Origin of the sequence: Mobilicoccus massiliensis (assembly GCF_000826525.2) — a bacterium.
Lineage (GTDB): Bacteria > Actinomycetota > Actinomycetes > Actinomycetales > Dermatophilaceae > Mobilicoccus > Mobilicoccus massiliensis.
Window position 1 is genome coordinate 630,119 of the sequence record NZ_LN651330.1, and the last position, 20,024, is coordinate 650,142.

Annotated in this window: 29 protein-coding genes and 1 pseudogene; 27 read left to right on the plus strand and 3 right to left on the minus strand. The window is 68.8% G+C overall.

Annotation, left to right across the window (positions count from 1 at the left end; genetic code table 11):
• Nucleotides 1-40: 40 nt before the first annotated feature.
• The 23 genes from rplV to rpsD all read left to right on the plus strand — a co-directional run bounded on the left by rplV (nucleotide 41) and on the right by rpsD (nucleotide 12,221).
• Nucleotides 41-412: a 50S ribosomal protein L22 gene (rplV, locus tag BN1197_RS12635; RefSeq protein ID WP_040160364.1), complete on the plus strand. Its 372-nt coding sequence runs from the start codon at nucleotides 41-43 to the stop codon at nucleotides 410-412.
• Complete coding sequence (gene rpsC, locus BN1197_RS12640; protein WP_040160184.1) at nucleotides 412-1,263, plus strand: 30S ribosomal protein S3; 852 nt, start codon at nucleotides 412-414, stop codon at nucleotides 1,261-1,263. Before rplV ends, rpsC begins: the two co-directional genes overlap by 1 nt.
• Nucleotides 1,263-1,682, plus strand: coding sequence for a 50S ribosomal protein L16 (rplP, locus tag BN1197_RS12645; RefSeq protein WP_040160186.1), 420 nt, complete (start codon nucleotides 1,263-1,265; stop codon nucleotides 1,680-1,682). Before rpsC ends, rplP begins: the two co-directional genes overlap by 1 nt.
• Complete coding sequence (gene rpmC, locus BN1197_RS12650; RefSeq protein WP_040160189.1) at nucleotides 1,682-1,909, plus strand: 50S ribosomal protein L29; 228 nt, start codon at nucleotides 1,682-1,684, stop codon at nucleotides 1,907-1,909. Before rplP ends, rpmC begins: the two co-directional genes overlap by 1 nt.
• 2 nt (nucleotides 1,910-1,911) lie before the next feature.
• A complete protein-coding gene (gene rpsQ / locus BN1197_RS12655) occupies nucleotides 1,912-2,220 on the plus strand; it encodes a 30S ribosomal protein S17 (protein ID WP_052466680.1) in 309 nt (102 codons plus the stop codon).
• Between the two features lie 262 nt (nucleotides 2,221-2,482).
• On the plus strand, nucleotides 2,483-2,851 hold the full coding sequence (rplN, locus tag BN1197_RS12660; RefSeq protein ID WP_040160190.1) for a 50S ribosomal protein L14: 369 nt from the start codon (nucleotides 2,483-2,485) through the stop codon (nucleotides 2,849-2,851).
• Between the two features lie 3 nt (nucleotides 2,852-2,854).
• A complete protein-coding gene (gene rplX, locus BN1197_RS12665; RefSeq protein ID WP_040160192.1) occupies nucleotides 2,855-3,208 on the plus strand; it encodes a 50S ribosomal protein L24 in 354 nt (117 codons plus the stop codon).
• A complete protein-coding gene (gene rplE / locus BN1197_RS12670; protein ID WP_040160194.1) occupies nucleotides 3,208-3,780 on the plus strand; it encodes a 50S ribosomal protein L5 in 573 nt (190 codons plus the stop codon). The genes rplX and rplE overlap by 1 nt, the downstream gene beginning before the upstream one ends.
• 2 nt (nucleotides 3,781-3,782) lie before the next feature.
• A complete protein-coding gene (locus tag BN1197_RS12675) occupies nucleotides 3,783-3,968 on the plus strand; it encodes a type Z 30S ribosomal protein S14 (RefSeq protein WP_040160195.1) in 186 nt (61 codons plus the stop codon).
• 92 nt (nucleotides 3,969-4,060) lie between these two features.
• Nucleotides 4,061-4,459, plus strand: a complete 399-nt coding sequence (gene rpsH, locus BN1197_RS12680; protein ID WP_040160197.1) for a 30S ribosomal protein S8 — start codon at nucleotides 4,061-4,063, stop codon at nucleotides 4,457-4,459.
• 27 nt (nucleotides 4,460-4,486) lie between these two features.
• On the plus strand, nucleotides 4,487-5,026 hold the full coding sequence (gene rplF, locus BN1197_RS12685) for a 50S ribosomal protein L6 (RefSeq protein WP_040160199.1): 540 nt from the start codon (nucleotides 4,487-4,489) through the stop codon (nucleotides 5,024-5,026).
• Nucleotides 5,026-5,400: a 50S ribosomal protein L18 gene (gene rplR / locus BN1197_RS12690; protein WP_040160201.1), complete on the plus strand. Its 375-nt coding sequence runs from the start codon at nucleotides 5,026-5,028 to the stop codon at nucleotides 5,398-5,400. Before rplF ends, rplR begins: the two co-directional genes overlap by 1 nt.
• A gap of 40 nt (nucleotides 5,401-5,440) precedes the next feature.
• On the plus strand, nucleotides 5,441-6,088 hold the full coding sequence (gene rpsE, locus BN1197_RS12695) for a 30S ribosomal protein S5 (RefSeq protein ID WP_040160203.1): 648 nt from the start codon (nucleotides 5,441-5,443) through the stop codon (nucleotides 6,086-6,088).
• On the plus strand, nucleotides 6,088-6,270 hold the full coding sequence (gene rpmD / locus BN1197_RS12700; protein ID WP_040160206.1) for a 50S ribosomal protein L30: 183 nt from the start codon (nucleotides 6,088-6,090) through the stop codon (nucleotides 6,268-6,270). Before rpsE ends, rpmD begins: the two co-directional genes overlap by 1 nt.
• A gap of 1 nt (nucleotide 6,271) precedes the next feature.
• Complete coding sequence (rplO, locus tag BN1197_RS12705) at nucleotides 6,272-6,763, plus strand: 50S ribosomal protein L15 (RefSeq protein WP_040160208.1); 492 nt, start codon at nucleotides 6,272-6,274, stop codon at nucleotides 6,761-6,763.
• Between the two features lie 180 nt (nucleotides 6,764-6,943).
• On the plus strand, nucleotides 6,944-8,257 hold the full coding sequence (gene secY, locus BN1197_RS12710) for a preprotein translocase subunit SecY (protein ID WP_040160210.1): 1,314 nt from the start codon (nucleotides 6,944-6,946) through the stop codon (nucleotides 8,255-8,257).
• The gene (locus BN1197_RS12715) at nucleotides 8,257-8,820 is read left to right on the plus strand and encodes an adenylate kinase (protein WP_040160211.1); all 564 of its coding nucleotides are present in this window, start codon (nucleotides 8,257-8,259) and stop codon (nucleotides 8,818-8,820) included. Before secY ends, BN1197_RS12715 begins: the two co-directional genes overlap by 1 nt.
• 29 nt (nucleotides 8,821-8,849) lie before the next feature.
• Nucleotides 8,850-9,680 carry a type I methionyl aminopeptidase gene (gene map / locus BN1197_RS12720; protein ID WP_261795957.1) on the plus strand — a complete coding sequence of 277 codons (831 nt, stop codon included), beginning with the start codon at nucleotides 8,850-8,852 and terminating at the stop codon, nucleotides 9,678-9,680.
• Between the two features lie 286 nt (nucleotides 9,681-9,966).
• Nucleotides 9,967-10,188, plus strand: a complete 222-nt coding sequence (gene infA, locus BN1197_RS12725) for a translation initiation factor IF-1 (RefSeq protein ID WP_013493543.1) — start codon at nucleotides 9,967-9,969, stop codon at nucleotides 10,186-10,188.
• 106 nt (nucleotides 10,189-10,294) lie between these two features.
• The gene (gene rpmJ / locus BN1197_RS12730) at nucleotides 10,295-10,408 is read left to right on the plus strand and encodes a 50S ribosomal protein L36 (protein ID WP_007928044.1); all 114 of its coding nucleotides are present in this window, start codon (nucleotides 10,295-10,297) and stop codon (nucleotides 10,406-10,408) included.
• A 176-nt stretch (nucleotides 10,409-10,584) separates the two neighbouring features.
• Nucleotides 10,585-10,962: a 30S ribosomal protein S13 gene (rpsM, locus tag BN1197_RS12735; RefSeq protein WP_040160226.1), complete on the plus strand. Its 378-nt coding sequence runs from the start codon at nucleotides 10,585-10,587 to the stop codon at nucleotides 10,960-10,962.
• Between the two features lie 219 nt (nucleotides 10,963-11,181).
• Nucleotides 11,182-11,589, plus strand: coding sequence for a 30S ribosomal protein S11 (rpsK, locus tag BN1197_RS12740; protein WP_040160227.1), 408 nt, complete (start codon nucleotides 11,182-11,184; stop codon nucleotides 11,587-11,589).
• 23 nt (nucleotides 11,590-11,612) lie between these two features.
• Nucleotides 11,613-12,221, plus strand: a complete 609-nt coding sequence (gene rpsD, locus BN1197_RS12745) for a 30S ribosomal protein S4 (RefSeq protein ID WP_040160229.1) — start codon at nucleotides 11,613-11,615, stop codon at nucleotides 12,219-12,221.
• 148 nt (nucleotides 12,222-12,369) lie between these two features.
• On the opposite strand, the gene BN1197_RS17415 is transcribed toward rpsD, so the two are convergent.
• The gene (locus tag BN1197_RS17415; RefSeq protein WP_176489754.1) at nucleotides 12,370-12,507 is read right to left on the minus strand and encodes a hypothetical protein; all 138 of its coding nucleotides are present in this window, start codon (nucleotides 12,505-12,507) and stop codon (nucleotides 12,370-12,372) included.
• A gap of 168 nt (nucleotides 12,508-12,675) precedes the next feature.
• On the opposite strand from BN1197_RS17415, the gene BN1197_RS12750 reads away from it, so the two are divergent.
• From BN1197_RS12750 to truA, 4 genes are all read left to right on the plus strand, one after another.
• Nucleotides 12,676-13,692, plus strand: coding sequence for a DNA-directed RNA polymerase subunit alpha (locus BN1197_RS12750; protein WP_040160233.1), 1,017 nt, complete (start codon nucleotides 12,676-12,678; stop codon nucleotides 13,690-13,692).
• 59 nt (nucleotides 13,693-13,751) lie between these two features.
• Complete coding sequence (rplQ, locus tag BN1197_RS12755; RefSeq protein ID WP_040160234.1) at nucleotides 13,752-14,348, plus strand: 50S ribosomal protein L17; 597 nt, start codon at nucleotides 13,752-13,754, stop codon at nucleotides 14,346-14,348.
• Nucleotides 14,349-14,615: 267 nt separating this feature from the next.
• On the plus strand, nucleotides 14,616-15,575 hold the full coding sequence (locus BN1197_RS12760) for a serine hydrolase (protein WP_082043870.1): 960 nt from the start codon (nucleotides 14,616-14,618) through the stop codon (nucleotides 15,573-15,575).
• A gap of 1 nt (nucleotide 15,576) precedes the next feature.
• Nucleotides 15,577-16,413, plus strand: a complete 837-nt coding sequence (gene truA, locus BN1197_RS12765) for a tRNA pseudouridine(38-40) synthase TruA (protein ID WP_040160373.1) — start codon at nucleotides 15,577-15,579, stop codon at nucleotides 16,411-16,413.
• A 78-nt stretch (nucleotides 16,414-16,491) separates the two neighbouring features.
• On the opposite strand, the pseudogene BN1197_RS18125 reads toward truA, so the two are convergent.
• Nucleotides 16,492-16,749 (minus strand): annotated as a pseudogene (locus BN1197_RS18125) (SDR family oxidoreductase); the annotation flags it as partial.
• A gap of 159 nt (nucleotides 16,750-16,908) precedes the next feature.
• A complete protein-coding gene (locus BN1197_RS12775) occupies nucleotides 16,909-19,995 on the minus strand; it encodes a DEAD/DEAH box helicase (RefSeq protein WP_040160375.1) in 3,087 nt (1,028 codons plus the stop codon).
• Nucleotides 19,996-20,024: the final 29 nt, after the last annotated feature.

The window sequence follows — 20,024 nt, forward strand, 5'->3', positions numbered from 1 at the left end:
CGGTACGAAGTCCCAGAACACGCAGGAGGAGGTCGTGACAGTGGAAGCCAGGGCACAGGCCCGCGGCGTGCGCGTCACGCCGATGAAGGCCCGCCGCGTCGTGAACCTCATCCGCGGCAAGCAGGCCCCCGAGGCTCTCGCGGTGCTGCAGTTCGCGCCGCAGTCGGCCAGTGAGCCGGTGTACAAGGTCCTCGCCAGCGCCATCGCGAACGCTCGCCAGAAGGCCGAGCGCGAGTCGCTGCCGTTCGACGAACGCGAGCTCGTCGTCAGCAGCGCCTACGTCGACGAGGGCCCGACGATGAAGCGGTTCCAGCCGCGGGCTCAGGGCCGCGCCTACCGCATCAACAAGCGCACGAGCCACATCACCGTGCACGTCAGCCAGCCCGAGACGACCACAGGAGGCGTTCGCTGATGGGTCAGAAGGTCAACCCGAACGGCTTCCGCCTCGGCATCACCACGGACCACAAGTCCCGGTGGTTCGCCGACAGCACCAAGGCCGGCCAGCGCTACCGCGACTACGTCAAGGAGGACGTGGCGATCCGCAAGCTCATGTCCACGGGCATGGAGCGCGCTGGCATCAGCCGCGTCGAGATCGAGCGCACCCGTGACCGCGTGCGCGTCGACATCCACACCGCGCGTCCGGGCATCGTCATCGGCCGCCGCGGCGCCGAGGCCGACCGCATCCGCGGTGAGCTCGAGAAGCTCACCGGCAAGCAGGTGCAGCTCAACATCCTCGAGGTCAAGAACCCCGAGCTCGACGCCCAGCTCGTCGCGCAGGGCATCGCCGAGCAGCTCTCGGCCCGTGTGTCGTTCCGTCGCGCCATGCGCAAGGGCATGCAGTCCTCGCTGCGCGCCGGCGCCAAGGGCATCCGGGTGCAGTGCTCCGGCCGCCTCGGCGGCGCCGAGATGAGCCGCTCGGAGTTCTACCGCGAGGGTCGCGTGCCGCTGCACACCCTCCGCGCGAACATCGACTACGGGTTCTACGAGGCCCGCACCACCTTCGGCCGCATCGGCGTGAAGGTCTGGATCTACAAGGGCGACCTCACCGCCAAGGAGCTCGCGGCCCAGCAGGCCGCTGCTCCCGGACGCGCCGGACGCGGCGGTCCCCGCGGAGACCGCGGCGACCGTCCCTCGCGCGGACGTCGTCCCGGCGGCGACCGCGGCGACCGTGGCGCACGCGGTGGTGCCCGCACCGAGAGCACCGGTGGGAGCGAGACGGCCGTGACGTCCGGCGCCCCCGCCACCGAGGGAGCTGAGTCCTGATGTTGATTCCCCGTCGAGTCAAGCACCGCAAGCAGCACCACCCGACGCGGCGCGGCATGGCCAAGGGCGGCACCACGATCGCCTTCGGCGACTACGGCCTCCAGGCGCTCACCCCCGCCTACGTGACCAACCGCCAGATCGAATCCGCCCGTATCGCGATGACGCGCTACATCAAGCGTGGCGGAAAGGTCTGGATCAACATCTACCCCGACCGCCCGCTCACCAAGAAGCCCGCCGAGACCCGCATGGGTTCCGGTAAGGGCTCGCCCGAATGGTGGGTGGCCAACGTCAAGCCCGGCCGCGTCATGTTCGAGCTCTCCGGCGTCAGCGAGGAGGTCGCCCGCGAGGCGATGCGACTCGCCGCCCACAAGCTCCCCATGAAGTGCCGCTTCATCGCACGTGAGGGTGGTGACAACTGATGGCGAAGGACCTGGCAGCGGACGCGATCCGCGAAATGTCCGACGAGAAGCTCGCCGACGAACTCAAGAAGGCCAAGGGCGAACTGTTCAACCTGCGGTTCCAGTCCGCCACCGGCCAGCTCGAGAACAACAGCCGCCTCCGCGCCGTCCGCAAGGACATCGCGCGCATCTACACGATCATGCGCGAGCGCGAGCTCAACATCGGCGGCCCGAAGGTGGCGAGCTGAGAATGACCACGACACCGGAGGAGAACACCGTGACCGACCAGACGGTCGACGCCGGCGACCAGCGCAACTTCCGCAAGACCGCGCGCGGCTACGTCGTCAGCGACAAGATGGACAAGACCATCGTCGTCGAGGTCGAAGACCGCGTGAAGCACGCCCTCTACGGCAAGGTCATGCGACGCACCAGCCGCCTCAAGGCTCACGACGAGAACAACGAGGCCGGTATCGGCGACCGCGTCCTCATCATGGAGACGCGTCCGCTGTCCGCCTCCAAGCGGTGGCGCCTCGTGCGCATCGTGGAGCGCGCCAAGTAAGAACGCGTGGGGGGCTGCGCCCCTCACGGGCCCCCCAAAGGCTCGGGCGCGGCTTCGCCGCGACGATTCTTTGGATCCGGGAAACCAAGTTCGCTTCGCTCGACGGTTTCCCGGGCCGGCCTCGCCGGCGGGGTCGGGGCCGAGGTTCGTTCCTCGGCCGGCGTCTCCAAACAGACATCGGTCGGTTCGCCGGCCAGTAAGTTCCGCAAGGCTCACCGGGGGAGACCCCGACTGAGAACCGGCGCGACGACAGGAGTGAGAAGTGATCCAGCAGGAGTCGCGACTTCGCGTCGCCGACAACACCGGAGCCAAGGAGATCTTGTGCATCCGCGTGCTCGGTGGCTCCGGCCGGCGATACGCCGGCATCGGTGACGTCATCGTCGCCGCCGTGAAGGACGCCATCCCGGGCGGGAACGTCAAGAAGGGTGACGTCGTCAAGGCCGTCATCGTGCGCACCAAGAAGGAACGCCGTCGTCCCGACGGCTCCTACATCCGGTTCGACGAGAACGCCGCCGTCATCCTCAAGAACGACGGCGACCCGCGCGGCACCCGCATCTTCGGCCCCGTGGGCCGCGAGCTGCGCGACAAGAAGTTCATGAAGATCATCTCGCTGGCCCCGGAGGTGCTGTAACCCATGGCCAAGATGAAGATCAAGAAGGGTGACCTCGTTCAGGTCATCTCCGGCCGCAAGCAGGACAAGGGCGGCGACCGAGGCAAGCAGGGCAAGGTCATCGAGGTCTACCCCGAGACCCAGCGCGTGCTCGTCGAGGGCATCAACCGCGTGACGAAGCACACCCGCGCCAGCCAGCGTGGCGCCGGCGGCATCGTCGAGGTCGAGGCCCCGATCCACGTCAGCAACGTGGCCATCGTCGACCCCGAGACCAAGAAGCCGACCCGGATCCGCACGCGAGTCGAGACGGTCGAGCGCAACGGCAAGACCAAGACGCAGCGCATCCGCGTCGCCGTGCGCTCCGGGAAGGACCTCTGATGACCGACACCACCACGACGCAGACTCCCGAGGCGCGCCTTCGCCTCAAGTACCGCGACGAGATCAAGGGCAAGCTGCAGGACGAGTTCGGCTACGGCAACGTCATGCAGATCCCCGGCGTCGTCAAGGTCGTCGTCAACATGGGTGTCGGCGAGGCCGCCAAGGACAGCAAGCGCATCGAAGGCGCCGTCCGCGACCTCACCGCCATCACCGGCCAGAAGCCGGTCGTTACCAAGGCCCGCAAGTCCATCGCCCAGTTCAAGCTGCGCGAGGGCATGCCGATCGGTGCCCACACCACGCTCCGTGGCGAGCGCATGTGGGAGTTCCTCGACCGGCTCGTCACGGTCGCGCTGCCCCGCATCCGCGACTTCCGCGGCCTCTCGCCCAAGCAGTTCGACGGGCGCGGCAACTACACCTTCGGTCTCAACGAGCAGTCCATGTTCCACGAGATCGACCAGGACAAGATCGACCACGTGCGCGGTATGGACATCACCGTGGTCACGACGGCGACCAACGACGCCGAGGGCCGCGCCCTGCTGCGTCACCTCGGATTCCCGTTCAAGGAGAACTGACCGTGGCCAAGACCGCACTGATCAACAAGGCCAACCGCAAGCCGAAGTTCAAGGTTCGCGCCTACACCCGCTGCCAGCGGTGCGGCCGTCCCCACTCGGTGTACCGCAAGTTCGGTCTCTGCCGAGTCTGCCTGCGCGAGATGGCTCACCGTGGTGAGCTGCCCGGCGTCACCAAGAGCAGCTGGTAACAGCTCGTCCACTTTCAACACTTCTACACCGAAGGTCTGCCGCACAGCAGGTGCGGGAGAAACCGCGGTGAGGAAGGGCGGAGAAGCCCAAAATGACGATGACAGACCCCATCGCGGACATGCTCACCCGCGTGCGTAACGCCAACTCGGCGCACCACGACGCGGTGTCCATGCCGTATTCGAAGCTCAAGTCCAACATCGCGGAGATCCTCGCAGCCGAGGGTTACATCGCGGGTTGGAACGTCGAGGACGCCGAGGTCGGCAAGACGCTGACCATCGACCTCAAGTACGGCCCCAACCGCGAGCGTTCCATCGCGGGCGTGCGGCGCGTGTCCAAGCCCGGACTCCGCGTCTACGCGAAGTCGACCAACCTGCCCAAGGTCCTCGGTGGTCTGGGCGTGGCGATCATCTCCACGTCCTCCGGCCTCCTGACCGACAAGCAGGCCGCCAACAAGGGTGTGGGTGGGGAAGTCCTCGCCTACGTCTGGTAATCCGGCGAAGTAGAGAGGAGACCAGACATGTCCCGAATCGGACGACTCCCCATCACCGTGCCCTCCGGCGTCGACGTGAACATCGACGGCCAGGCCGTCACGGTCAAGGGCCCCAAGGGCGAGCTCGCGCTCACCGTGGCCGAGCCCATCCGCGTCGCTCGTGAGGACGACGGCGCCATCGCCGTGACCCGCCCGAACGACGAGCGCGAATCGCGTTCGCTCCACGGTCTCACCCGCACGCTCATCTCCAACATGGTCGAGGGCGTCACCCAGGGGTACGAGAAGAAGATGGAGATCTTCGGCACCGGTTACCGCGTGGTGAACAAGGGCGGCAGCCTCGAGTTCGCGCTCGGGTACAGCCACCACATCACTGTCGAGGCCCCCGCCGGCATCACGTTCACGGTCGAGGGCCCCACCAAGTTCGCGATCCAGGGCATCGACAAGCAGCTCGTCGGTGAGACCGCTGCGAACATCCGCAAGCTGCGCAAGCCCGACCCGTACAAGGGCAAGGGCGTGCGGTACGCGGGCGAGCACATTCGCCGCAAGGTCGGAAAGGCTGGTAAGTAATGGCACTCACGATCAAGCGCGGCAAGAGCAAGGCCGCGGCACGTGGCCGCCGCCACTTCCGTCTGCGCAAGCGCATCACGGGCACCGCGGCGCGTCCGCGTCTCGTGGTGACGCGCTCCTCGCGCCACGTCTTCGTCCAGATCGTCGACGACGCCGAGGGCCGCACGCTGGCCTCCGCCTCCACGATGGAGCCGGACCTGCGCGGCCTCGACGGCGACAAGACCGCCAAGGCCCGCAAGGTCGGCGAGCTCGTCGCCCAGCGGGCGAAGGACGCCGGCGTCGAGTCCGTCGTCTTCGACCGCGGCGGCAACAGGTACCACGGTCGCGTCGCGGCGATTGCCGAGGGCGCCCGAGAGGGAGGTCTGTCGCTGTGACCGCGATGTCGACCCGCAACGAGAAGAAGAGGAACGTCTGATGGCTGGACCCCAGCGCCGAGGCACCGGCGCCGGCGACTCCGCCGGCGCGAGCAACGACACCCGCAACGAGCGTCGCGGCGGTCGCGACAACCGTGGCGACAACCGTCGCGGCGGCCGCGACGACGAGCGCAACCAGTACCTGGAGCGGGTCGTCACGATCAACCGCGTCTCCAAGGTCGTCAAGGGTGGTCGTCGCTTCAGCTTCACCGCCCTCGTCGTCGTCGGCGACGGTGACGGCACCGTCGGCGTCGGCTACGGCAAGGCCAAGGAGGTGCCCGCCGCGATCGCCAAGGGCGTCGAGGAGGCCAAGAAGGCCTTCTTCCGCGTCCCGCGCATCCAGGGCACCATTCCGCACCCCGTCCAGGGCGAGGCCGCTGCCGGCGTCGTGCTCCTGCGTCCGGCGTCGCCCGGTACCGGTGTCATCGCCGGTGGCCCGGTGCGCGCCGTGCTGGAGTGCGCCGGCGTGCACGACGTGCTGAGCAAGTCCCTCGGCTCCCAGAACGCCATCAACATCGTCCACGCGACGGTGCAGGCGCTCAAGGAGCTCGAGCAGCCCGAGGCCGTGGCCGCCCGCCGTGGCCTGCCGCTCGAGGACGTCGCCCCGGCCGCCATGCTGCGCGCCCGCGCCGCGGGGGTGAACGCCTGATGGCTCAGCTCAAGGTGACCCAGACCCGTTCCGAGATCGGCGGCAAGCAGAACCAGCGCGACACGCTGCGCTCGCTCGGTCTCAAGCGCATCGGCGACGTCGTCGTCAAGGAGGACCGTCCCGAGATCCGCGGGATGATCCGCACCGTGACGCACCTCGTCGCCGTGGAGGAGGTTGACTGACATGGCCGACGAGACCAAGGCCACCGAGACGACCGAGGGCGCGGCCAAGAGCCACGCGCTCAAGGTCCACCACCTTCGCCCCGCTCCCGGTGCCAAGACCCCGCGTACGCGCGTCGGTCGCGGTGAGGGCAGCAAGGGCAAGACCGCCGGTCGCGGCACCAAGGGCACGAAGGCCCGCTACCAGGTTCCGGAGCGCTTCGAGGGCGGCCAGATGCCGCTGCACATGCGTCTTCCGAAGCTGCGCGGCTTCACCAACCCGTTCCGCACCGAGTACCAGGTCGTGAACCTGGACAAGATCGAGTCCCTGTTCCCCCAGGGCGGCGACGTCACCGTCGACGCTCTCGTGGAGAAGGGCGCCGTGCGCAAGGGGCACCTCGTCAAGGTGCTCGGCCAGGGCGAGATCTCCGTGCCGGTCAACGTCTCCGCCCACCGGTTCTCCGGTTCGGCGAAGTCGAAGATCGAGGCCGCTGGAGGCTCGGTCACCGAGCTCTGAGCAACCCTCTGAGCTGCATGGATGCATAACGACAGCACCCCGCGTGCCGGTCCGGCCGGTCGCGGGGTGCTATCGTTTTCGAGGGGGTTCGCAAGCCCTGTTCTCTTGTGTTCGACCGATATTGGGGCCGGTGCCGCGGCATCGCCGTTCGCGCCCCGCACCCCCGGGAGGGTTAAACCAGTGCTCACCGCGCTCGTCCGTGCGTTCAGAACGCCGGACCTACGCCGCAAGATCCTCTTCACCCTGATGGTGATGGCGATCTTCCGCATCGGCTCGTTCATCCCTACCCCCGGTGTCAGCTACACCGACGTGCAGCAGTGCGTGCAGACGGGCGGGGCGAACAGCAACCAGTTCCTCGGCATGGCCAACCTCTTCAGTGGTGGCGCGATGCTGCAGCTGTCGATCTTCGCGCTCGGCATCATGCCGTACATCACCGCGAGCATCATCATCCAGCTCCTCACGGTGGTCATCCCTCGCTTCGAGACCCTCAAGAACGAGGGCCAGTCGGGGCAGGCCAAGATGACGCAGTACACGCGTTATCTGACGATCGGTCTGGCGCTGCTGCAGAGTTCGACGTTCGTGACGTTCGCCCGCAATCCCGAGGCCCTCTTCGGCGGCGGCTGTGAGAGCGTCCTCGTCGACGAGAACTGGACGACCCTGTCGCTCATCGTGCTGACGATGACCGCCGGTACCGGCCTCATCATGTGGATGGGTGAGCTCATCACCGAGAAGGGCGTCGGCAACGGCATGTCCCTGCTCATCTTCACCTCGATCGTCGCGGGCTTCCCCGCCTCCCTGCTCGCCATCCAGCAGCGGGACGGCAAGTGGGACGTGTTCTTCCTCGTCATCCTCCTGGGGCTGTTCATCATCGCCGCGGTCGTGTTCGTCGAGCAGTGCCAGCGGCGCATCCCGGTGCAGTACGCCAAGCGCATGATCGGGCGACGCATGTACGGCGGCACCTCGACCTACATCCCGCTCAAGGTCAACCAGGCCGGCGTCATCCCGGTGATCTTCGCGAGCTCGATGCTCGCGCTGCCCGGGCTCGCGGTGCAGTTCCAGCAGGGCAATCCCCACCCGCCGGCATGGGTCACGTGGATCTCGCAGAACCTCACGCGGGGCGATCACCCCATCTACATGGCGACGTACATCGTCCTCATCGTCTTCTTCACGTTCTTCTACGTCTCCATCTCGTTCAACCCCAACGATGTGGCCGACAACATGAAGAAGTACGGGGGCTTCATCCCCGGGATCAGGGCCGGTCGGCCTACGGTTGAGTACCTCAGCTACGTACTCAACCGCATCATCGTGGTGGGAGCGACCTACCTCGCGCTCATCTCGCTCATCCCGCTCATCGCCATCGCGGCTCTGGGCGCCACCATGGACTTCCCCTTCGGTGGCACCTCGATCCTCATCATGGTGGGCGTGGGCCTCGAGACGGTGAAGCAGATCGAGTCGCAGCTGCAGCAGCGCCACTACGAAGGGTTTCTCCGCTGATGCGACTCATCATCCTCGGCCCCCCCGGAGCAGGGAAGGGCACCCAGGCCACCCGTATCGCCGAGCAGTACTCGATCCCGGCGATCTCCACGGGCGACATCTTCCGCGCCAACATCCGCAACGCCACCGAGCTCGGGGTCAAGGTCAAGGAGCTCCTCGCCGCGGGCAAGTACGTGCCCGACGACATCACCAACTCGATCGTGGAGATGCGCCTGCGCGAGCCCGACGCGGTCGAGGGTTTCCTCCTCGACGGGTATCCGCGCACGACCGACCAGGTGCGCGCGCTCGACGAGATGCTCGAGCGTTCGGGTCACGCCCTCGACAAGGTCCTCGAACTCACCGTCGACGTCGACGAGGTCGTGTCTCGGCTGCTCAAGCGCGCCGAGATCGAGGGGCGCGCGGACGACACCGAAGAGGTCATCCGCGAACGCATGCGGGTCTACGCCGAGGAGACGGCGCCGCTGTCGAAGGTGTACCGCGACCGCGGTCTGCTCGTCGAGGTCGACGGCATGGGTGACATCGACGAGGTCACCCAGCGTCTGTTCGCCGCACTGGGCTCCTGAGCGTGTGGTCGTTCCCTTCGCGTGAGCGGTTGCCTGCCCGCACACCCGAGCAGGTCGGCGCGATGCGCGTGGCCGGCGTCGTCGTGGCCGAGACGCTGGCCATGCTCACGGAGACGATCCGCGCGGGGGAGTCGACCGCCGACCTGGATGCCCGCGCGAATGCGTTCATCCGTGAGCGGGGCGCACTGCCCTCGTTCCCCGATGTGCCCGGGTACCGGCACACCCTGTGTGTGAGCGTGAACGAGCAGATCGTCCACGGCATCCCGGGGGAGCGTCGCCTCGTCGACGGCGACCTCGTGAGCATCGACTGCGGCGCGTCGGTCGAGGGCTGGCACGGTGACGCCGCCATCACCGTCGTCGTCGGTGGTGAGGACGCGGCCCGACCCGAGGACCGTCAACTGCTCGCCGACGCCACCGACGCGCTGTGGTGGGGGATCGACGCCTTCCGGGTCGGTGGGCGTCTCTTCGACATCGGCGCGGCGATCCAGACGCGACTGTGGGACGGGCTGCCGGAGTCGGGTCGCACCGAGGAGTACGGCATCCTCGACGGCTACGAAGGCCACGGGATCGGTCGTGAGATGCACGAGTCGCCCGGAGTGCCGAACGTGTGCGTCCGCGGGCGTGGGCCGAAGATCCGCGCCGGTGCCACGGTCGCCATCGAACCGATGGTCACCCTGGGAACGGATCAGGGCCACGTGATGAGCGACGGGTGGACGGTCGTCACGACGGACGGTTCGCGCGGTGTCCACGTCGAGCACACCGTCGCGGCCACTCCGTACGGCCCCTGGGTGCTCACCGCCCTCGACGGAGGTCGAGCCGAACTCGAGCGGCGCGGCTTTCCCTGCGGCGCGCCCTTCTGAACATGCCGGCAAGGACTCGACACACCGTGAACGATGCCCCCGCGGCACACAGCCGTTCGACGCAGACGGCCGACCAGTGCGATTGGCGCCGGGCACGCAGAGTGTCCTAGACTTGACAGTCGGTCAGTCGTGTCGTCATGCGTTCGCGCCCTGCGGGAGTGAGAACCCGCGCGCGCGGCGGTGGGCGGCGCCGACGATCTGACTCCTCACCTCCATGGTGGGGCCTGCCGCCCGTCGGCAGGAACACGCTCAACCCCTTCGGGGGTGTTCAGGGAATGCGGAGGATATGGCCAAGAAGGACGGCGTCATCGAGATCGAGGGCACGATCGTCGAAGCCCTGCCCAACGCGATGTTCCGCGTGGAGCTGAGCAACGGCCACAAGGTCCTTGCTCACATCTCCGGGAAGATGCGTCAGCACTACATCCGGATCCTCCCCGAGGACCGCGTGGTGGTGGAGCTCAGCCCTTACGACCTCACCCGCGGCCGCATCGTTTTCCGTTACCGCTGAGAAATCACCGCCGGCATCCGCCGGTGGTGCCGAACAACCCTCCTTCGTGGGCGGCGCGCAGTTGTGCACCACCCGTGATCGAGAACGATCTGAAGACGGCAGGCACATGAAGGTTCAGCCCAGCGTCAAGAAGATCTGCGACAAGTGCAAGGTGATCCGCCGCAACGGTCGGGTCATGGTGATCTGCGACAACCTGCGCCACAAGCAGCGCCAGGGCTGATCCACCACCACGCACCACCCGCTGATCCTCGACGCGAGACAGCACTCACGCTTCACCCGGCCCCGGACCACGGTCCGGACGTCACCCCCGGCTCGGAGGCCGGGGACCGGACGCCACGCGCGAACCCGGAACGGTGAGGCCCCAGACCTCCGAGCGACAACAGGAGAACCACCCACATGGCACGTATTGCCGGAGTCGACCTCCCGCGCGAAAAGCGCGTCGAGATCGCACTCACCTACATCTTCGGCGTGGGCCGCACCCGCGCGAAGGAGGCCGTCGCCGCCACCGGCGTCGACCCCGCCACCCGAGTCCGCGACCTGAACGAGCAGGACCTCGTCAAGCTGCGCGACTACATCGACGAGAACCTGCAGACCGAGGGAGACCTCCGCCGCGAGGTCGCCGCCGACATCCGCCGCAAGGTCGAGATCGGCAGCTACCAGGGCCTGCGCCACCGTCGAGGCCTCCCCGTCCGCGGGCAGCGCACCAAGACCAACGCGCGCACCCGCAAGGGCCCCAAGCGCACCGTCGCGGGCAAGAAGAAGGCCGGTAAGTGATCGATCGGCCCTAGGCCGCTCGATCACTCACGGGAAAGGCATGGCCGCGGCTTCGCCGCGACGCCTTGTCTGTTTCGAGAATCCAAGGTCGTTTTGCTCGACGGTTTCTCGAGCTGCTGACGCAGCCCCGGCCGGTCCAGATCCGCTGCGGCAAGTGCCGACAGCTTTGCGCGCGAAGCGCGCGGTCACCGAAGTTTTCGTAGGAAGAGAAGTCATCACATGCCTCCCAAGAGCAGGACGGCCGGCGGCGCCAAGAAGGTGCGCCGCAAGGAGAAGAAGAACGTCTCCCACGGCCACGCACACATCAAGAGCACGTTCAACAACACGATCGTCTCCATCACCGACCCCACCGGCGCCGTGATCTCCTGGGCCTCCGCAGGCCAGGTCGGCTTCAAGGGCTCCCGCAAGTCCACCCCGTTCGCCGCCCAGATGGCCGCCGCCGCCGCCGCCCGCCGCGCGATGGAACACGGCATGCGCAAGGTCGACGTCTTCGTCAAGGGCCCCGGCTCCGGACGCGAGACCGCCATCCGCTCGCTCACCGCCACCGGCCTCGAAGTCGGCGCCATCAGCGACGTCACGCCCATGCCGCACAACGGCGTCCGCCCCCCCAAGCGCCGTCGCGTCTGAGCGAACGAGAGGACCGAACACACATGGCTCGCTACACCGGACCCATCACCAAGAAGTCCCGTCGCCTCAAGACCGACCTCGTCGGCGGCGACAAGAACTTCGAGAACCGCCCCTTCCCTCCCGGACAGCACGGCCGCGGCCGCATCCAGGAGAAGGAATACCTCCTCCAGCTCCAGGAGAAGCAGAAGGCCCGCTTCACCTACGGCGTCATGGAGAAGCAGTTCCGCAACTACTACGAGGAGGCCGTCCGCCGACCCGGCAAGACCGGTGAAGTCCTCCTCCAGATCCTCGAGTCCCGCCTCGACAACGTGATCTACCGTGCCGGCCTCGCCCGCACCCGCCGCGCCGCCCGACAGCTCGTGACCCACGGTCACTTCCTCGTCAACGGCGTCCGCGTCGACGTGCCCAGCTACCGCGTCAGTCAGTACGACATCATCGACATCCGCCCCAAGTCCCGCGACACGTTCCCCATGGAACTCGCCCGCCAGACCTACGGCGAACGCCCCGTCCCCGCCTGGATGAAGGTCGTCCCCGGAACCCTCCAGATCCTCATCCACAGCCTCCCCGTCCGCGAACAGATCGACTCCGTTCTCACCGAACAGCTCATCGTCGAGCTGTACTCGAAGAACTGATCTTCCCGCGAAGCGGGACCGAGCCCTTGCGGGCCCGGTCGGACTCCGCTTCGCGGAGGCGAGTTGTTGTTCCGAGAATCCAGGCCTCGCTTCGCTCGGCGGATTCTCGGGCTGTGAGGTGTTTCCCCGGCTTCGCCGGGGAAACACCTCACAGCGAGCCCGACCGGCGGTTGCAGCGGTGGGTCACCGCGGGCAGCGCGGTGGGTCGCCGCGGCGGGTCAGTGGTCGTGGTGCAGCGGGCTGCCGCGCGCAGCGCGGCGTTGGCTTCGGCCGCTGGCGTGGTCACTGCCGCATGATGGATTCGGCGGTGTGATCGGCCGCGGCCTCACCTCGGTGGCTACGGTCACTGCGGTTTTCCTGCGGGTGTGGACAGAGACACCCACGGGAGTCGGCGACAGCCGACAGTTGTTTCGCGAGCATCAAATAGCGGTTGCTCGCGGGAAGGAAGAATCTCGTGCTCATCGCACAGCGTCCCGTCCTCTCCGAAGAGGTCATCTCCCCGGCGCGCTCCCGGTTCATCATCGAACCCCTCGAGCCCGGCTTCGGATACACCCTCGGTAACTCCCTGCGCCGCACGCTCCTCTCGAGCATCCCCGGCGCCTCCGTCACGAGCATCCGCATCGACGGCGTGCTCCACGAGTTCTCCACGATCCCCGGGGTCAAGGAGGACGTCACCGAGATCATCCTCAACATCAAGGGACTCGTCGTCTCCAGCGAGCACGACGAGCCCGTCGTCATGTACCTGCGCAAGCAGGGCCCCGGCCCCGTCACCGCGGCCGACATCGCCCCGCCCGCCGGCGTCGAGGTGCACAACCCCGACCTCCCCATCGCCACGCTCAACGACAAGGGCAAGATCGAGATGGAACTCACGGTCGAACGCGGCCGCGGGTACGTCTCCGCCTCCCAGAACAAGGCCGGCGACCACGAGATCGGGCGCATCCCCGTCGACTCCATCTACTCGCCCGTCCTCGCCGTCACCTACAAGGTCGAGGCCACGCGAGTCGAGCAGCGCACCGACTTCGACAAGCTCGTCGTCGACGTCGAGACCAAGAACTCCATGGCTCCCCGCGACGCCCTCGCCTCCGCCGGCAAGACCCTCGTCGAGCTCTTCGGCCTCGCCCGCGAGCTCAACGTCGAGGCCGAAGGCGTCGACATGGGCCCCTCGCCCACCGACGCCGCCCTCGCCGCCGACCTCGCGCTGCCCATCGAAGACCTCGACCTCACCGTCCGGTCCTACAACTGCCTCAAGCGCGAAGGCATCCACACCGTGGGCGAACTCGTCGGCCGCAGCGAAGCCGACCTCCTCGACATCCGCAACTTCGGCGCCAAGTCCATCGACGAGGTCAAGGCCAAGCTCGTCGGCATGGGCCTCGCGCTCAAGGACAGCCCCCCCGGATTCGACCCCGCCGCCATCGCCGATCGCTACGACGAGGACGACGACAACGCATTCGTCGAGGACGAGCAGTACTGACCGATCAGTGACTGGCCGGCACGGGCCGGATCGGTCAGCGACCACCACAGGAGACACACATGCCTACGCCCACCAAGGGACCCCGCCTCGGAGGTGGCCCGGCTCACGAGCGCCTCATGCTCGCGAACCTCGCCACCGCGCTCTTCGAGCACGGCCGCATCCAGACGACCGAGGCCAAGGCCAAGCGCCTGCGCCCCCTCGCCGAGCGGCTCATCACGTTCGCCAAGCGCGGCGACCTCCACAGCCGCCGCCGCGTCATGACCGTCATCCGTGACAAGGGCGTCGTGCACGTCCTCTTCACCGAGATCGCGCCCGCAATGGCCGAGCGTCCCGGCGGCTACACCCGCATCACCAAGGTCGGCAACCGCAAGGGTGACAACGCGCCCATGGCCGTCATCGAGCTCGTCCGCGAGCCGTACTCGCCCAAGCAGGCCACGGTCAAGGAGGCGGAGGCCGCCACCAAGCGCTCCGCCGCCGACCGTTCCGCCGAGGAGGCTGCCGTGAGCACCGACGAGAACACCACCGAGGCCGTGGAGCCGGAGATTGCCGAGGCCCCCGTGGCCGAGGGTCCCGCTGGCGCCGAGGTCCCCGCCGAGGGCGAGGGCGTCACCGACGAGGCGGCCGAGGCCGCCGCGTCGGACGCCGACAAGGCCTGACGTACCCCGTCGCCGACAGCGGCGCATCTCCGGTTCCCCGGAGGTGCGCCGCTGTCGCGTGTGCGGGGCCGTGTCCGGGGCTCCTGCGGTGGTCCGGGAGCGTGTGGCGGTGGGGCGGCGAGGGGTTCGCGCCTCCCGTCGTGGAGGCGGACGTGCCTGTGTGAGCGAGCCGACCGTCGGGCGGGCGCGGATGGGTTCGACGACGTCCGATGGGCGCGGGGGAGAGGACTAAGCTGAGAGCAACTGGACGGGTGACGGGAGAGCGTGATGGGTGCGTGGTGGGCCTGCCGTAGGGCGGGTGTCGTCGGTGGTGTCGTTGCCGCCGCGATGGCGTGCGCCCCCGCGGTGGCCGTTCCGTCGGCGTCCGCGGTCCCGCCCGGCCCCGAGAACGCGTCTGCTGCACCCGCCGCCTCCGACCGTAAGAGCCCGTCCTTCTCCGACCGTGACGTCGCGAGGATGCTCGGCAAGGGCGCGGACGACGTGTCGTTCTCGGTGCGCGACCGCCGCACGGGGGAGACGTACACGTACAACGGCGGGTTCCAAAACACGACGGCGAGCATCGTCAAGGTCCTCGTGCTCACGACGATCGTCGGGGAGCGACGCGAGGACGGGCGGGGTCTGTCCTCGAAGCAGCGGGCCCTCGCCGAGCGGATGATCCGGTACAGCGACAACGACGCGACGACGTCGCTGTTCTCGCAGGCAGGTGGGCGTGCGGCCGTGCAGCGCACCGCAGACGATCTCGGCATGACCCGGACGAAGGTCAAGGGCGCGTGGGGGACGACGACGACCAGCGCGGCCGATCAGCGTCTCCTCATGGACAAGCTCGTCGACGGGACGCCGCACCTCGAGAAGCGCGACCGCGCGTACATCCTCGAGCTCATGGGGCGGGTCACGCCCGAGCAGCGGTGGGGCGTGGGCAGCGTGCCCAAGGGGACGAGCGTCGCCGTGAAGAACGGGTGGCTGCCGCTCGAGCCGCACGGGTGGCGCATCAACAGCATCGGCAGCGTCAAGGGCGACGGGCGTGACTACACGCTCGCGATCCTCAGCTACGACAACGGCTCGATGGAGTCGGGCGTCACGCGGGCGCGCAAGGTGTCGGAATACGTCTGGAAGACGCTGGGATCCTCCGCGGACGTCGCGTCCGAGGGGGCCACGCCGTCGGGGACGCGTCCGACGCCGTTCTGGATCCGTCGCGGTGCCGCGCTGCCGCCGCACCCGATCGTCTGACGTGCGCGTCCGTCTCGACTTCGCCTACGACGGTACGGACTTCTCCGGCTGGGCGGCCCAGCCGGGCCTGCGCACGGTCGAGGGGGAGCTGTCTGCCGCGCTCGGGCGCATCCTCCGGGCCGACCCGGCCCCGTCGCTCACGGTCGCGGGACGCACCGACGCGGGTGTCCACGCGCGGGGGGCGGTCGCTCACGTCGACGTCGAGGAGGAGGCGTGGAACGCGCTGCCCGGACGGTCGGATCCTGCCCCGGAGGCCGCTGCGGTGCGGCGCCTCGCAGGCGTTCTGCCGGGCGACGTCGTCGTGCGGCGTGCGCGGGTGGTGGCGGAGGACTTCGACGCACGGTTCTCCGCACTCACGCGCCGGTACTCCTACCGCATCTGCGACGCCCCCGAACTCCTCGATCCGTTGCGGCGGCGCGACACCGTGACGGTGCGGCGTCCCCTCGACGTCGACGCGATGGACGTGGCCGCGCGGTCGTTGTGCGGGCTGCGGGAGTTCGCGGCGTTCTGCAAGCGGCGGGAGGGGGCGACGACGGTGCGGACGCTGCTCGAGTACTCGTGGCGGCGTGAGGGGCATCTCGTCGTGGGGACGGTCGTCGCCGACGCGTTCTGCCACTCGATGGTGCGGGCTCTCGTCGGGGCGGTCGTGCCCGTGGGTGAGGGGCGTCGGCCCGTGGAGTGGCCGGCGCAGGTGCAGGAGCGTGCCGAGCGGGACCCGGGCGTCACGGTGATGCCGGCGCACGGGTTGTGCCTCGAGGAGGTCACGTACCCGAGCGACGCGGACCTCGCGGCGAGGGCCCGCACGGCGAGGGCGATCCGCACCCTGCCGGGGGAGTGAGGCGACCCCCGGCCACGTCGGTCGGGGGAGCATCGCGCGGCGGTCCTCGGCGATGGAGCCGTGGCTGCTCATGCCGCCGTCGACGGTGAGGACCTGGCCGGTGACGTATCGGGATTCGACGGAGGCGAGGAAGAGCATCGCGTGGGCGATGTCCTCGGGGTCGCCGATGAAGGGCAGGACGTTGTGGCTGCGGATCTGGTCGATCATGTCGGTGTCGAGGTTGTCGCGCAGGGCGGGCGTCATGATCGCGCCTGGTGCGACGGCGTTGCAGCGGACGTGTCTGAGGCCGTACTGGGTGGCGATGTACTGCGTCATACGGATGACGGCGGCCTTGGCGGTGCCGTAGGCGAGCTAGAGGAGACTCGCCGCGCCCGTGATCACCGCGACCTTGTTCTCCAACCTGCCCAGCGGCCCGTCCTCACCGTGGGCCACCGACCCTCGGTGGATCCGGAACCCACCGTGACACGCTGGTCCGACAGTCCTTCCCCGGCAGGGTCAGAGGGCGACGGCGGAGGCGGCGTAGAGGTCGGACGGCATCGCGTGGGCGAGCCGCCACGTGATCGCCATCGGCTTCTCGCCGGTGTGGCCCACATACGTCGCGGGGCCGAGGAACGTGTACGGCTCCGTGCCGAACTCGCCCTGTCGTTCGTGGCGGACGAAGAGCAGAACGGTGCTCCTGCCGTCGCGATACCGCTGTCCGGTGGGCGACTCGGCGCGGGTGGTCGACTGCGACTCCCAGTGGAAGAGGGTCGGGCTGATGGGGTAGTCGCGGTAGAGCGTCGAGGGGGAGTAGTCGGCCTCGGATTTCGTGAGCGTGACGAAGAACGCGTCGACCTCCGCACCCCCGACCGTCGTGTGGAGCACGCCCTCCTGGAAGTAGCTCGGTTTCTTCTGCAGTGTCCCGTAGCCGAGGGCGGCGAGAACCTCCTCGCGGGAGTAGCGGGCGTGGACCTGGAGGCCGGTCGTCGCGAGTGGCCCCTCCAACGGGACGAGGGGCCTACGGCTCGTGTCGAAGGTGAGGTCGACGACCTGGCGAAGTTCGTCCCGGAGGACGGATTCCGCCCGGAGCGCCTCGAGGCCTTCGTCGTAGGAGGTGAATCCGCCGCCGTCGGGCCACAGCGAGAAGAAGAGCATGCGGGCGAGGTGCTGCTCGACGTCGGTGAGCTCGTCGTAACGGGGCGCCTGTGTGAGGACCCGGCCGTAGGTCTGCGCGCGAACGGGATCGTCGACGTGGGCCATCGTGCGCACTCGGCGGGTGAGGCGCGTCTCCACCGGGGTCGCGTCGCCGGTTAGCAGACCTGCCTCTCGGCGCAACGTCGTCCAGGATTTCGTGCCGCGCAGCACCTGGGGGAGCTCGATGCCCGCGTCGGTGAGGAAGGCACGCAGATCGTCGGTGGGGCGGGCGCGGAGTTCGTCGCGAAGGTGGGGCCACCTCACCGCGACGTGAGCACGTATACTCCGCAGCACCTCGTCCTGGGCGACCCGGTCGAGGACGATCTGGCAGCCGGAGGGCAGGAACGGGAAGCCCTTCTCGACGTCGCGGGCCAGCCGCCCTCGGGGTGCGCCGGTGAGGGCGCGGAACCGGAGGTCGGCGCGGAACTCGGCACGGTGGTGTCCGACGAAGTCGAGGGCGGTCAGGACCGCCTTGCCCTCCGCTAGGCGCAGGCCGCGTCCGAGCTGCTGGAGGAACAGGGTGGCGCTCTCGGTGGGGCGCAGGAACAGGACGGTGTCGACCTCGGGGATGTCGACGCCCTCGTTGAAGAGGTCGGCGGTGAAGATCGCCTGGATCCGCCCCGCACGCAGAGCAGCGATGGCCGATTCACGGTCGAGGCGCGGTGTCTGTCCGGTGACGGCGACGGCGGCGAGTCCCTGGGCGCGGAAGACCTGCGCCATGTACTCCGCGTGTGCGATGCCGGCGCAGAACCCCAGTGCACGCATGGTGTGCGGGTCGGTGACCTTGTCCTCCACCTGCCGCAGCACGAGGCGGGCGCGTGCGTCGTTGCCGGTGTACAGCGCATCGAGGGCGGCGTCGGAGTAGCGGCCCGCGCTCCAGTCGACGCTCGTGAGGTCGGTGCCGTCGGCGATGCCGAAGTAGTGGAAGGGCGACAGGAGGTTCTGGCCGATCGCGTCCCACACACGGATCTCGGCCGCGGTGCGCCCGTCGAACCAGGCCCGGACGTCGGTGCCGTCGGTGCGTTCCGGCGTCGCGGTGAGGCCGAGGAGCTCCCGGGGCGCGAGGTGCTCGAGCAGGCGGCGGTACGTCGGGGCCTCGGCGTGATGGAACTCGTCGACGACGACGACGTCGAACGCGTCGGGTTCCAGGCCGGCGAGCCGCGAGGCCAGGGTCTGCACGCTGGCGAAGACGTGCTTCCACTGCGTGGGGACGTGCCCACCGACCCAGAGCTCGCCGAACGTGCCGTCGGCCAGGACCTCGCGGTAGGTGCGCAGCGACTGGTCGAGGATCTCCTTGCGGTGGGCCACGAACAGCAGTGAGGGGCGGTCCGCCGCGGGCGCGGTGCAGGCGAGGCGGCGGTAGTCGAGGGCCGCGACGACCGTCTTGCCGGTGCCCGTCGCCGCGACGACGAGGTTGCGATGCCGGTCGTGCAGGGTGCGTTCGGCGTCGAGCGCGTCGAGGATGCCCTGCTGGTGCGGGTATGGCCGCACGTCCAGGCCCGAGACGAGCAGCGAAGCGGGGGTCTGTCCACCGGCGGCGCGCAGGGCGAGGGCCAGGTGCTCGCGGTCAGCCTCGTCGTCGGGGTCGTACGGCGCGTACTCGTCGGAGTGCCAGTACGTCTCGAACGTCGCGGCGAACTTTTCGAGCAGCGTGGGCGTCGCCGTCGAGAGCCGCACGTTCCACTCGGCGCCGTCGACGAGCGCGGAGACGGTGAGGTTGGACGAGCCGACGTACGCCGTGTCGAACCCGCTGTTCCGGCGGAACAGCCACCCCTTGGCGTGCAGGCGGGTGCGGCGTGGGTCGTACTGCACCCGGACCTGCGCGCCGTAGTCGCGGGCCAGGCGGTCGAGGGCCTTCTGATCGGTGCTGCCGAGGTACGTCGTCGTGATGACGCGGAACGGGACCCCGCGCTCGCGGAGCCGTTCGAACTGCTGCTCCAGGGTGCGCATGCCGTGCCACTTGACGAATGCGCAGATGAGATCGACGCCGTCGCACGTGTCGAGCTCGGCCTTGCTCTCGCTGCCCAGGCTCGGATCGCCGTGAGCGTTCGTGAGGAGGGCGACGTCGGCCAAAGGGGTACTCGGGCGCACACCGGGCGGATACGCCGCAGGCCGCCTCGGGCCCATGGGGCGGGTGAGGGCCAGCAGGCGACGGACTCCGTCCTCCGGGATCTCGTCGCTCGCCTGCAGGAGGTCGAGGACCTCCCGGACCGTGGCGAGTCGCGCGGCCTCGTCGGAGTCACCGGGGGAGCGGAGCGACCGCAGGATCGCCCGCCCCACATGCCGGGCGAGCACGTCCGCCTGGTCCGCCGGATCGACCGGCTCGATCGTCGGCGTGAGCTCCGCCTGCTGCGCGAGGCGCTCGAGCAAGGCCCTCGTCACCACCGATTCGTGGAGACCCTCACTCAATCCGGCGTCGTCGCTCACGCCGGCAGCGT